General features: G+C 61.8%; 10 protein-coding genes. 7 read left to right on the top strand and 3 right to left on the bottom strand.

The window, feature by feature from the left end; all coding sequences use genetic code 11:
• Positions 1-73 precede the first annotated feature (73 nt).
• Positions 74-1,249 (top strand): nucleoside recognition domain-containing protein, encoded by a 1,176-nt coding sequence (locus BUC04_RS02235; protein ID WP_234977320.1) that lies wholly within the window; start codon positions 74-76, stop codon positions 1,247-1,249.
• A 12-nt stretch (positions 1,250-1,261) separates the two neighbouring features.
• Here BUC04_RS02235 and BUC04_RS02230 read toward each other — a convergent pair whose 3' ends face one another.
• From BUC04_RS02230 to BUC04_RS02220, 3 genes are read right to left on the bottom strand one after another with little or no spacing between them, the layout of a single operon-like run.
• Positions 1,262-3,862 (bottom strand): MlaD family protein, encoded by a 2,601-nt coding sequence (locus BUC04_RS02230; RefSeq protein ID WP_067654757.1) that lies wholly within the window; start codon positions 3,860-3,862, stop codon positions 1,262-1,264.
• Positions 3,852-4,466, bottom strand: a complete 615-nt coding sequence (locus BUC04_RS02225; RefSeq protein ID WP_067654754.1) for a paraquat-inducible protein A — start codon at positions 4,464-4,466, stop codon at positions 3,852-3,854. Before BUC04_RS02225 ends, BUC04_RS02230 begins: the two co-directional genes overlap by 11 nt.
• Entirely contained in the window at positions 4,447-5,055 is a 609-nt protein-coding gene (locus tag BUC04_RS02220) for a paraquat-inducible protein A (protein ID WP_067654751.1), read from the bottom strand. The genes BUC04_RS02225 and BUC04_RS02220 overlap by 20 nt, the downstream gene beginning before the upstream one ends.
• A 173-nt stretch (positions 5,056-5,228) precedes the next feature.
• Between BUC04_RS02220 and BUC04_RS02215 the strand changes: the two genes are divergently transcribed.
• From BUC04_RS02215 to pepN, 6 genes are all read left to right on the top strand, one after another.
• The gene (locus tag BUC04_RS02215; RefSeq protein ID WP_067654748.1) at positions 5,229-5,705 is read left to right on the top strand and encodes a GAF domain-containing protein; all 477 of its coding nucleotides are present in this window, start codon (positions 5,229-5,231) and stop codon (positions 5,703-5,705) included.
• Positions 5,702-5,992, top strand: coding sequence for a hypothetical protein (locus BUC04_RS02210; protein WP_067654745.1), 291 nt, complete (start codon positions 5,702-5,704; stop codon positions 5,990-5,992). The genes BUC04_RS02215 and BUC04_RS02210 overlap by 4 nt, the downstream gene beginning before the upstream one ends.
• A complete protein-coding gene (gene proQ, locus BUC04_RS02205; protein ID WP_067654742.1) occupies positions 5,992-6,657 on the top strand; it encodes an RNA chaperone ProQ in 666 nt (221 codons plus the stop codon). Before BUC04_RS02210 ends, proQ begins: the two co-directional genes overlap by 1 nt.
• A gap of 34 nt (positions 6,658-6,691) precedes the next feature.
• Positions 6,692-8,740, top strand: a complete 2,049-nt coding sequence (gene prc / locus BUC04_RS02200) for a carboxy terminal-processing peptidase (protein WP_067654739.1) — start codon at positions 6,692-6,694, stop codon at positions 8,738-8,740.
• A 120-nt stretch (positions 8,741-8,860) separates the two neighbouring features.
• Entirely contained in the window at positions 8,861-10,234 is a 1,374-nt protein-coding gene (locus BUC04_RS02195) for a sodium-dependent transporter (protein ID WP_067654737.1), read from the top strand.
• 123 nt (positions 10,235-10,357) lie between these two features.
• On the top strand, positions 10,358-12,961 hold the full coding sequence (gene pepN / locus BUC04_RS02190; protein WP_067654735.1) for an aminopeptidase N: 2,604 nt from the start codon (positions 10,358-10,360) through the stop codon (positions 12,959-12,961).
• Positions 12,962-12,979 lie beyond the last annotated feature (18 nt).

The following is a 12,979-nucleotide window of genomic DNA, read 5'->3' as shown; positions in this document are numbered from 1 at the left end:
ATTTAAGCAGGGAGCATTGCGGGTGTTAAATCGGGTTTGGGCAGGCTTTTTCTTTTTGTCTGCCCTGGGCTGTCTGGCCCAGTGGATGATGGGCGACCCCGAGGTCTTTGCCCGTTGGCTGGAGCGGTTGTTCGAGATGGCCAAGCTGGCGGTGGAGATCGGCATCGGCCTGGCCGGGGTGATGGCGATGTGGATGGGGCTGATGAAGATCGGCGAGCGCTCAGGGCTGATCGAGGCACTGGCCCGGGCCCTGTCGCCGCTGTTTCGTCGGCTAATGCCAGAGGTGCCCAGCGGTCATCCGGCCCTGGGCAGCGTTACCATGAACCTGTCGGCCAACGTGCTGGGACTGGACAACGCCGCCACCCCGATGGGGATCAAGGCGATGCAGCAACTGCAGGGCCTCAATCCTACCCCGGAGCGGGCCAGTAACGCCCAGATCCTGTTTCTGGTGCTCAATACCTCCTCGGTCACCCTGTTCCCCATCGCGGTCCTGCTGTACCGCGCTCAGCAAGGGGCGGCCAATCCCACCGACGTGTTTATCCCTATCCTGTTGGCCACCAGTGCCTCCACCTTGGTGGGCCTGCTGACGGTGTGCCTGGTGCAGCGGATCAACTGGCGCGATGGCGTGCTGCTGGCCTGGTTCGGGGGCGCATTGGCGCTTCTGCTGGCGCTGCTGCTGAATCTGTCAGCTTACAGTGCCAGCCAGTTGCAGGCCTTCTCGGTGCTGTGGAGCAACCTGGCGCTGTTCGCCCTGATCATGCTGATCCTGATAGCGGGCAGTTGGCGCAAGGTGGCGGTGTTTGATGAGTTCGTCGAGGGGGCGAAGGAGGGGCTGCACACCACGGTCAAGCTGCTGCCATACCTGCTGGCGATGTTGCTGGCGATCGGCTCGCTGCGTGCTTCTGGGGTGCTGGACGGCGTGTTATGGCTGATCGAGTCTATGGTGCTGGCGTTTAACGGCGATACCCGCTTCGTTGAGGCGATGCCCACCGCCTTGATGAAGCCCTTCAGCGGCTCCGGCGCCCGGGCGATGATGCTGGAGACCATGGCGGCGGAGGGAGCGGACTCCTTTGCTGGCCGCCTGGCCTCGGTGTTCCAGGGGTCCACCGAGACCACCTTCTATGTGCTGGCGGTCTATTTCGGGGCGGTGGGGATCCGCCGTACCCGCCATGCCATCCCCTGTGGCCTGGCCGCCGATCTGGCGGGGATCCTGGCGGCCATCGCCGTCACCTACTGGTTCTTCGGTTAGGCGCGATAGCGGTTACAGCTTCGGCTGCCACTCCAGCCAGCGTTTGTCGACGTTGGCCTTCAGTGGTAACCGTGCCCCCTCAGCCAGCCGGTTCTGGTCTGTGGTGGGCTGCTCGGTGGCCACGGCGATGCCGCCGGCGATCAGGGTTTCCAGCGACTCGGTGTTGATCTCGGTACCGGTAAAGATGCCGATGTCCACGTGCAAGCCGGAGGCGTTCCAGAAACGACTGGACTGATTGACCAGGTGCTGCCGCTCCGGATGAATGGCCACATGGATGTCGACGCCGTCGCCGTCGGCGGCCAGCTCGGTGGCGATCACCTCACCAATCTTGATTTGGCGGAACAGCACCGGGCTGCCAATCTTCAGCGAACCCAGGCGGTTCTGGTTCAGCACCAGGGTCAGACCGCCGTCGTAGGGCTGGTGCCGGGGCGGCTGCTCGGACACATAGAAGGACTGGCGTGGTGCCGCGCTTTGACCGGGTTGAGCCTGGATAAAGTTGCCGGTGAGCAGGGCACCGGGGTTACGGATCCCGGACAGGCCGATCTCCGGCTGCACCAGGTGAAAACGGGCGTCTTCGATGCGGAAGGCATCGGCCCAGCGGCCATGCAGTCGGGCGTTAAGCACCTGGTGCTTAAGACTCTGTTCCAGCTCAATGCCTTCAATTCGGCCAATGTCGTGGCCCTGGTAGCGGATCGGCGCACCGACATTGATGGTTGCGCGGGCCGGCAGGTAGAGGGTCAGGCTATGGCTGTCGTGACGGGCGCTGTCCGCGTCCGGATGAATACGACGATCGCTGGGTAGACCCGGGGCCAGCTCGGTATCACTGTTGTCGAAGCTCAGGCCGCCACGCAGCATCGCTGCCAACGGGGCGGTGTCCACCTCAACCCCGGCCAGGGAGCCTTTCACCTTGACCCCGCTGTGATGCCAGAAGCGAGAACTCTGGTTGACCAATTGCTGATGCTCGGCATCGATGGCCACGGTGATTGCCATACTGCCCTCGACCAGACGAATTGCTTCGATCCGGCCCACCGCCAGCTCACGAAAATGCACCGGGGCGCCTTCGCTTAACCCGGACAGGTGCGGGCTGGTCAGCTCAAAGCGCAGCGGGGTACCCGCGTGGGCGCTGGCCTCATCCGCGGCCAGGGCAAAGCGGTGGCCAGCACTGGCGGGGTTGCCCTCGGCACTGCTAAAGGCGATGCCGCCGGTAAGCAGGTCCAGCGGTTGGGCCTGCACGCGCAGATTGGACAGGTCGGCCTGCACGTCCACCGGTGCATTGCGCCAGAATTTGCTCTGCTCGGTCACCAGTTGGTGGTGTGGTGCGTCGATCCAGGCTGTCAGCTCGACCCCGTCCGCCGCCAGGGCCACGTCAGCAACCTCGCCCACGGTGACCCCCAGGTAGCGGATCGGGGCGCCGGGGGCGATCCCGGCCAGGTGGGGGTGGCTCAAAGTAAAGTAGCGACCCTCCTGCAGGCCATCGGGGATGTCGTTGTGCAGGACAAAATGGGCGGCGGGCTCGCCGTCACCGGGCCATAGCCGTATGAAGTCACCGAAGATCAGGGTATCCAGGTGGGCGACGCCGTCCAGCCCCAGCTTAGCGCCAACCCGGCTGAACTGACTGTCCTGACGCAGCAGGTGCTGGTAGGTGGCGAGGATCTGGGCATCGATCTCCACCCCCTGTTCAGTCAGGGCGATCTGGGTTACCTGGCCAAGCTCGAGGCCACGGTAAAGGATGGCGGTACCCACATTGAGCCCCTCGGCGTCGTCGGCACGCAGATGGATGGGGACCACGGGATTGGCGTCATCGGCGCTGTTGAACAGGGCGAACTCGGTACCGTCGATGGCCGCGGCGCTCTCCTCCGGTGAGGAGAAGGTGATGCCACCGGCCAGCAGGCTGGCCAGGCTCTCCAGCTCCACCTTGATGCCCTGGCGGCTGGCACTGAGCTCCGCTCCGGAGGTGTTCCAGAACCGGCTCTCCTGGCGCACCAGCGAGCGGTAGCGCGGCTCGATGACCACATCAAACAGCACCTGTTGCTGATCTGGCTGCAGGGCAAAGTCCACCACTTCACCCACTTGTACCTGCTGGAAGTAGACGCCACTGCCGATGCTCAGCGAGCCCCGCTTGGGCGCGGCCAGCTGCAGTTGCAGGCCTTCGCGGTCCTGGGCAGAGACCGGCATCTCCAGCGAACCGGTAAAATTGGTGCGTCGTGGACCCGGGCCCGGCTCCATGGCGATGTAGTTGCCGGTAAACAGCGCGTCGAGGCCCTGGATCCCGGTCAGTGACGCCTTGGGCGCCACCACCCAGAACTGGGTCTGCTCGCGCAGCAGGCTGTCGACGGTATGCTGCATGTTGATCACCACATCCACCGACTGATGATCCGGTGCCAGGTTGACCTTGGTGACCTGACCCACCACCAGGCCCTGGTAGCGCACCAGCGTCTTGTTGGCTTCGATGCCGTTGGCGGTGGGGAAGCGCACCTCGATGGTGGTGCCACGTTCCTGGATGTAGCTGTACAGCAGCCAGAGGCCGAGGGCGAAGGCCAGCACAGGCAAAACCCAAATGGGTGACAGGGTGCGTTTGCCGTGAATGGTCGGCTGTTGAAAATCAGAGCTCATCAGTGTCTTTTTCCAGGTCCCAGAGCAGGCGCGTATCCAGCACCTTGGCAGAGAGTTGGGTGAACAGGATCACCAGGGCGAAATAGGTGGCCGCCGGGGCTGGCTTGGCGTAAAGCAGCTGCCCCATGTTGATCAGGCTGGCCATGATGGAGATAACAAACAGGTCGAGCATCGACCAGCGGCCAATAAACTCAATAATGTGGAAGTAGGCGGTCAGGCGCCGTCGTGGCAGCGACAGCCTAAGGGTAATGGTGGTCAGTACCACCAGCAGGCCCACTACCTTGGCCACCGGCACCGCCACCGAGGCGGTAAAAACGATCACCGCGATGGCGGGCATCTCGTTCTCCACCAGTGAGAGGATGCCACTGTAGATGGTGTCGTAGGTGGTGACCCCTTGGTTGGTCAACTGGGTAATGGGCAGCACATTGGCGGGGAACAGCAAGAAGGCGGCGGTGATCAGCAGCGCCCAGCTGTATTGCAGGCTGTTGGGTTTGCGCAGGTGCAGGGCACTGCCGCAACGGGGGCAATGGCTGGCGCTGGTGCAGGTCAGGCCGCAACCGCCGCAGCGCACCCAGCTGGGCGCCTCAGGAGAAGCGTTGCTCATAATGGTGCCACATCCGCTGCGGGTTATATTCGTACTGCACGTAGAAAATCATAATAAACAACAATATATAACATAGCGTTCCCCACCCAAAAGTCAGGTCGGCAATGTCGGTCAGCTTGAATACAGAAACCAGCATGCTGATCATGTAGATCTCCACCATGCTCAGCTCATTGAGGGTAGGGTGGTGCAGCAGCAGCTGCTTAAGCAGGCCCTGGCCGATGCGCAGCTCCAACAGCACCAACTGCGCCAGTACCGACAACAGCAGTAGCAGTGGCGCGACGATCCCGGCCAGGATCACCGCCAGCCCCACCAGGTAATAGCCCTGCTCAATCACCGTCAGGGCGCCATGCAGCACCGTGGTGGCCCGCAGATTGCCCACCAGGTTGATCTCGATGATCGGCATCAGGTTGGCTGGGAAGTAGATCATCAGGGCCGAGAGCGTCAGGGCCGCCAGTCCGCCCAGATCGCAAAAGGGGCGGTCGTACAATCGGCTACCACAGCGGGGGCAATCCGCCTTCAAACCGACCGGCAGGGCGCGGTGCCGAACCTGGGCATCACAGGTGGGGCAGAGGATGGGGGCAATGGCCAAGACGTCAGTGACTCTATTTGCTTCTGAATAAGACACTTATCTTACCATCTCCCCGGCAGAACGCCCACTTGGCGACGGAGTGCGCACTCTGGGCTTCCCATGCGGTTCGCGGCTTGACTCTTGGGGTGGAAACTGGGTTAATGGCAGGCTGATAATTACTGTAAATTTCCAACATGCTGTCGCCTCAATCCCAAGATTACGCGTTGCTGGCACAACAGGCGCAAGGCCTGATGGCCGGCGAGCCCAACCTGATTGCCAACCTGTCCAATCTCTCTGCCCTGATCTATCACGCCATGGAGCAAGTGAACTGGGCCGGCTTTTACCTGCTGGACGACGCCGACACCCTGGTGCTGGGTCCGTTCCAGGGCCAGGTCGCCTGTGTTCGCATTCCGGTGGGCAAAGGGGTGTGCGGCACCGCCGTGGCCAGCGGTGAAGTGCAGCGCATCGACGATGTGCATGCCTTCCCGGGCCACATCGCCTGTGACGCTGCCAGCGAATCCGAGCTGGTGGTGCCGATCCGGCAAAACGGTCGCATCATCGGTGTACTGGACATCGACAGCCCGATCCAAAACCGCTTCAGTGAAGCGGACGCCAATGGCATTCAGGCCCTGGTGTCGGTGTTGGAAACCCATTTGGAGCAACACAGTTGAAAGAGTTTGTCGCCGTTCACACTTACCTGATGGAGCCTTACGAGGTCGGTGAGTGGGAAGGGCAAGAAGCGTTGGCCGCAGAAAACATCAACCGCCTTTACCACGCGGTATACGATATGGCCGATAATGACATCGACGTCGCCCTGCTGGAGCAGATGCTGGAGTCGGTGTGGCCTACGTGGCAGTTCAATCCCCAGCTGCTAGAGCTGGACGACGATATGCTTGATGCCTTCGTCGAAGCACTATTTACCCATTTTGACCCCAAACAGGGCCAGGAAGATTTTTGATGACCACTGAACAAAACAACACCCCGGAAAACCCAGAGAAACTGAAGGACGTGAAGGAAGTGATCGCCTATCTGGCAGAACGCTTTCCCCAGTGCTTCTCCGTTGAGGGTGATGCAAAGCCGCTGAAGATCGGCCTGTTCCAGGAGCTGGCTGAGCGTTTGGAAGGGGATTCAAAGGTCAGCAAGACTCAACTGCGCCAAGCGGTACGTCGCTACACCAACAGCTGGCGCTACCTGCGTGCGGTTAAGCCCGGCGCGGTTCGTGTCGACCTGGATGGTAACGACTGCGGTGAGCTGGAAGCGGAACACATTGAACACGCTCAGCAAGCCCTGAAGGAGAGCCAGGAGAAGGCCCGTCAGGCCCGTCAGGAGAAGCAGGCCAAGGATCCCAAAGCCAAGGCCAAGCCCCGTCGTCCGAGCGCCCGTGCAGAGCGTGCCGCCCAGGCAAAACCGGCTAAGCTTAAACAAAAATCCGAACAACCGCGGAACCTGCCGCCACTTGAGAAAGTCTCAGCAGAAGAACTGCGCGTTGACCAGACCGTGATGGTGAAGCTGGGCCGTACCCCGGCCAAAGGCGTTATCGTCGATCTGAACCGGGATGATGTCATGGTGCGTTTAGAGTCAGGTCTTACCGTTAAGGTCAAAGCTGAACACATTCGCAAGTAATCTTTAGGGATGTGTCACAAGGAGTAGCGAGTTGATGATCAAAAGAACCCTCTCAGCCTTTGTTGCCGGCGCGCTACTCAGTGCCCACGCCCTGGCGCTGACCCCCACCCTGGGTGCGGATCAGCTGCCGGAGCTGCAGCAGGAGTCACAACACAAGGTGGCCAGCAAGCGCGTGGCCGATCTGTTCACTCGCTCCCACTACCGCCAGGTGGCGTTTGATGGCGAGTTCTCCGAGCAGGCCTACGAGCGCTACCTGCAGCAGCTGGATTTCAATCGCAGCATCCTGCTGGCGTCCGACATCGCCAAGTTTGATGGCCTGGAAGAGCGCTTTGCCTCCGAGGTTACCAAGGGCGAGCTGGGCCAGGCCTATGCCCTTTATCAGTTGTCGCTGCAGCGTCGCTACGAGCGCCTCTCCTACGCCTTGTCGCTGCTGGATGAGGAGATCAAGTTCGACGTCGCGGATGACAAGTACCACTTCGACCGGGAAGACGCCGACTGGCCCAAGACCACCGCGGAACTGGACGAGCTTTGGCGTCAACGGGTCAAGTACGATGCCCTGAATCTGGCGATGACCGGCAAGGAGTGGCCGGAGATCCAGGAGATGCTGGGCAAGCGTTACAACAACGCCATCAAGCGTCTGACCCAAACCCAGAGCGAAGACGTGTTCCAGAGCGTGATGAACGCCTTTGCCTACACGGTTGAGCCCCACACCAGCTACCTCTCTCCCCGCAATGCAGATCGCTTCCAGACCGAGATGAATCTCTCGCTGGAGGGGATCGGTGCGGTGCTGATGATGACCGACGACTACACCGTGATCCGCTCCCTGGTGACCGGTGGTCCGGCGGATCTGCAGGGCGACCTCAAGCCGGATGACCGCATCATCGGTGTCGGTCAGGACGACGAAGAGATCGTTGATGTGATCGGCTGGCGCCTGGATGACGTGGTGGACCTGATCAAGGGTCCCAAGGACTCCGTGGTCACCTTGGAGGTGCTGGCGGCCAAAGACGGCAACAATGCCCGGGCCAAGCAGATCCAGATCGTCCGCGACAAGGTGCGCCTCGAGGACCGGGCAGTGAAGTCCGAGGTACTCGAAGTGGATCAGGGCAACGGTCAGGCTCGCCGCCTGGGCGTGATCGACATCCCCAGCTTCTACATGAACATCAGCCAGGATGTCGCCACTGAGTTGGCCAAACTGGAAGAGCAGAACGTGGAAGGGGTGATCATCGACCTGCGTGGCAACGGTGGCGGCGCCCTGAGCGAAGCCAGCTTGCTGACCGGGCTGTTCATCCCCCAGGGGCCGGTGGTGCAGATCCGCGATCAGCGTGGCCGTATCTCGGTCAACGGCGATAACGACGGTCGGGTGGCCTATGACGGCCCGCTCACCGTGATGGTGGACCGCTACAGTGCCTCCGCCTCCGAGATCTTCGCCGCGGCGATGCAGGACTACGGTCGTGCCCTGGTGGTGGGTGAGCAAACCTTTGGTAAAGGCACGGTGCAGCAGCACCGCCAGCTGGGTCGGATCTACGATCTGTACGATAAGCCGATGGGTAACGTCACCTACACCATTGCCAAGTTCTACCGCATCAACGGCGGCAGTACCCAGCTCAAAGGTGTGATGCCGGACCTGTCCTTCCCCAGCTTCGTGGTGGACGGTGAGTTTGGTGAATCCCAGGAGACCAATGCCTTGCCCTGGGACTCTGTGCCTAAGGCCCGCTACGGTACCGTCGATCGGGTGCCCGGCGACATGGTGAGCTACCTGGCCCAGCGTCACGACTCACGCATCGTTGAGGAACAGGAGTTTGACCTGCTCAAAGACGACATCCAGCGCTACCGCAAGAACAAGGACAAGGGCTGGATTACCCTGGTCCGTGCTGAGCGGGAAGCGGAAGAGGCGGAAGATGACCAGCGCCAGCTGGACCGCCTCAACCTGCGCCGCGGTCTGCACGGCATGGATCCGGTGGAAGACCTGGCCGACGCCGATGACGACATCGAGGTGCCGGACTTCCTGCTGGACGAAGCCGGGGCCATCACCCTGGATATGGTGGACTGGACCCTGACCGCCAAACAGTCCAAGAACCAGTGATATGAATGTCATTGAAAAACGCCACCCTCGGGTGGCGTTTTTTTATGAGCGCTTGCCCAAGGGGCGGCCAACGTGTAAAAAATGTGAGGGATTACAAAATAATAACATCAAGGATGTGATATGAGCCGAGAGAATGTGACCCACGCGCGTTGGTCCAGCCGCTTTACCTATGTGCTGGCAGCGACCGGGGCAGCCGTGGGACTTGGCAATATCTGGAAGTTCCCCTACATCATGGGCGAGAACGGCGGTGGCGCCTTCGTCCTGGTTTACCTGTTCTGCATCTTCTTCATCGGTATCCCGGTGATGATGTCCGAGGTGGTGATCGGCAAGTTTGGCCGCCAGGCCCCGGCCAAATCCGCCAAGCTGTTGGCCGAGGCCTCCGGCAGCAGCCCGCGCTGGGCGGTGGTGGGGTGGTTTGGTGTGCTCACCGGCTTTTTGATCCTTTCCTTCTACATCGTTATCGCCGGCTGGGCCTTGGCCTACACCTTCTATGGCTTTACCGGGGTGTTTGATGGTCGCTCAGCTTCGGATTTCAACACCCTGTTCTCCGATCTCAACGCCAGTGCGCCCCAGGCGATGGGCTGGAGTTTTGCCCTGCTGGCCATCACCATCCTGGTGGTGGGGAAGGGCGTACGCCACGGTCTGGAGCGGGCGGTGAACTGGATGATGCCGGCGCTGTTTGTGCTGCTGGTGGTGATGGTGCTCTACGCCGCCAATCGCGGTGACTTCGGTGCGGCGGTCAGCTTTATGTTCAACGCCGATTTCTCCGCCCTGAGCTGGAGCGGGGTGCTGGTGGCGCTGGGCCACAGCTTCTTCACCCTGTCACTGGCCAGCGGCATCATGACCATGTACGGCGCCTACCTGCCGGACAACACCTCGCTGGTGAAGACCTCGGTCTGGATCGCGGTGATGGACACCGTGGTGGCGATGCTGGCAGGTCTGGCGATCTACCCCATCGTGTTTGCCAACGGCCTGGAGCCGGGGGCCGGACCGGGCCTGATCTTCCTGACCCTGCCCATCGCCTTCGGCACCATGCCGCTGGGCCAGTTGTTCGGTGGCCTGTTCTTCCTGATGCTGGTGGTGGCGGCGTTCACCTCGGCGTTGGCGCTGATCGAGTCCTCGGTGGCCTGGCTGGTGGAGCGCCGTGGCTTTACCCGGATGGGGGCGGCGATGACCGCCGGGACCGGCATCGGCCTGCTTAGCCTGCTTACCATCTTCTCCCAGTCCGGTGCCAGCTGGACCCAGTTCCAGTGGGGCGAAAGCAGCTTCCACCTGTTCGATGCCATCGACTACCTGACCTCCAACCTAATGCTGCCCATCGGCGGCTTTATCACCGCGCTGTTTACCGGCTATTTCGTCGATAAGGCGATCGCCCATCGGATGATCGACACCCACCCGGTGATCTTCCGTATCTGGCGTGTGTCGGTACGCTATGTGGCCCCGGTGGCGATCACCCTGGTGTTCCTGCAGCTGTCCGGGCTGATGACCCTGTAGCGACGCGGCTGTTCACTTACTACCCAATCGGTAAAACCGCATGGGGCTGGGCCGCCTTGGCTTGTTATACTGCCGCCAAGGCGCCCGTCACTCGGGCCAGACGTAGTAAGGAGGCTGCCGCTCATGCAGGCAATGCAAGCTAAACAACGGTTGGATTACCAACCGTCCGATTACACCATCGATACCCTGTCTTTGGTGTTTGAACTGGACGATCACCACACCCGGGTTACCGCCCGTTCCAGTGTGCGTCGTCAACGCCCCGGAGCCGACACCCTGGTGCTGGACGGGGAAGCGCTGACCCTGCAATCGGTCGCCATCGACGGCAAGAGCCTGGGCCAGGAGCAATACCGCCTGGCTGAGGGCCAACTGCATATTCCTGCTGACCTTGATGCCTTTGAGCTGGAACTGGTCACCGAGATCGATCCCGCCAACAACACCACCCTGGAAGGGCTGTACCAATCCGGTGGCGCCTTCTGTACCCAGTGTGAGGCGGAAGGCTTCCGTCGCATCACCTATTTCCTCGACCGACCCGATGTGCTGGCCCGCTACCACACCCGCATCGAGGCGGACAAAGCCCGTTTCCCCTTCCTACTGTCCAACGGCAACAAGGTGGCGGAAGGGGAGCTGGAGGGCGGTCGCCACTTCGCCGAGTGGCAGGATCCCTTTCCCAAGCCCAGTTACCTGTTCGCCCTGGTGGCCGGGGACTTCGATTGCCTGCGGGATACCTTCGTCACCCGCTCCGGCCGCGAGGTGGCGCTGGAGCTGTTCGTGGATAAGGGCAACCTGGGCCGGGCTGAACACGCCATGGCCTCGCTCAAGCACTCCATGGCCTGGGACGAGCAGCGCTTCAACCTGGAGTACGATCTGGACATCTACATGATCGTCGCAGTGGATTTCTTCAACATGGGCGCGATGGAAAATAAGGGGCTGAACATCTTCAACTCCAAGGCGGTACTGGCGGATCCCACCACCGCCACCGACGACGAGTACCATCGCATCGAATCCATCATCGGCCACGAGTATTTCCACAACTGGACCGGCAACCGGGTGACCTGCCGCGACTGGTTCCAGCTGTCGCTGAAAGAGGGCCTGACGGTGTTCCGTGACCAGGAGTTCTCCGCCGACATGGGCTCACCGGTGGTTAACCGCATCCTGGCGGTGAAGACCATCCGCAGCCACCAGTTCGCCGAAGACGCCGGCCCGATGGCGCACCCGATCCGCCCGGATTCGGTGATCGAGATGAACAACTTCTACACCGTTACCGTCTACGACAAGGGCGCAGAGGTGATCCGGATGATGCACACCTTGCTGGGTGAGCAGCGCTTCCAGCAGGGCATGGCGCTCTACTTCGAGCGTCACGATGGACAGGCCGTCACCTGCGATGACTTCGTCGCCGCCATGGAGGACGCCAGCGGCGTCGACCTGGGCCAGTTCCGTCTGTGGTACAGCCAATCAGGCACCCCGGTGGTGTCGGTGCAGGAGCAGTACGATCCCGCCAGCCAGCGCTATCGTTTGACCCTGAGCCAACACACCCCGGCCACTGCGGATCAAGCCGATAAGCAGCCGCTGCATATCCCGGTGAAGCTGCAGCTGCTCGACGGCGAGGGCAACAATGTGCCGCTGGTGATCAACGGCGAGCCAGCCAATAACGTGCTCAACCTGCAGCAGGCCGAGCAAAGCTGGGAGTTTGAACAGGTCTCTGAGCCGGTGGTGGCCTCTCTGTTTGAGGACTTTTCCGCCCCGGTGAAGCTGGAGCAAAGCCTCAGTGATGCGCAGCTGGCGCTGCTGATGACCAGCGCCGACAACGATTTTGTCCGTTGGGATGCCGCCCAGCGACTGCTGGCCAAGCAGGTGGTTGCCCTGGTCAATGGCGAGCTGGAACAGCTGCCGCTGACCGTGCTGGATGCCCTGCGGCCGGTGTTGCTGGAGCCGGGTCTGGATCCTGCCCTGGTGGCAGAGATGCTGGCATTGCCGCCGGAGCAGGCCCTGGCCCAGGAGGTTGCCGGTCTGGATGTGGAGGAGCTGCACCTGGCTCGCCGTGCGGTAATGAGCCAGATTGGCCTGGCCCTGGAGGACGAACTGCAGGCGCGCTACCAGCAGTACGCCAACCAGGCTTACCGCAACGACGGCAAGGCCATTGGCGAGCGGGCACTGAAGAACCGCTGTCTGTTCCTGCTGGCATTGGGCGGCAAGGCGGATGCCCAGGCCCTGTGCCAGCGCCAGTTCGACGCTGCCGACAACATGACCGACACCCTGGCGGCGCTCAACGCCGTCAACCAGGGACGCCTGCCCGTCGCGGCGCAGCTGATGGCCCAGTTTGAGCAACGCTGGCAGGACTCCGCGCTGGTGATGGACAAGTGGTTCAGCCAGCTGGCGATGGCGCCGCGCTCCGATGTGCTCGATGCCATCCGCGCTGCCATGGGCCACTCGGCGTTTGATATGGCCAACCCCAACCGGGTGCGGGCGCTGGTGGGGGCCTTTGCCTCCGGCAACCGCAACGCCTTCCACGCCATCGATGGCAGCGGCTATCGCTTCCTCACCGATTGCCTGATCGAACTCAACGGCATCAACCCCCAGTGTGCGGCACGGATCATGACGCCGCTGATGGGCTGGCGCGAGCTGGATGAGACCCGACAGGGGCTGATGAAGGCACAGCTGCAGCGTCTGGCGGATCTGCCGGACCTCAGCCGTGACCTGTATGAGAAGGTCAGCAAGTCGCTGGGCTAACTGAACAGGGGGAGGGCA

This window comes from Ferrimonas marina, from assembly GCF_900129905.1.
GTDB lineage: Bacteria > Pseudomonadota > Gammaproteobacteria > Enterobacterales > Shewanellaceae > Ferrimonas > Ferrimonas marina.
This window is presented reverse-complemented; position numbering and strand designations above follow the sequence as displayed.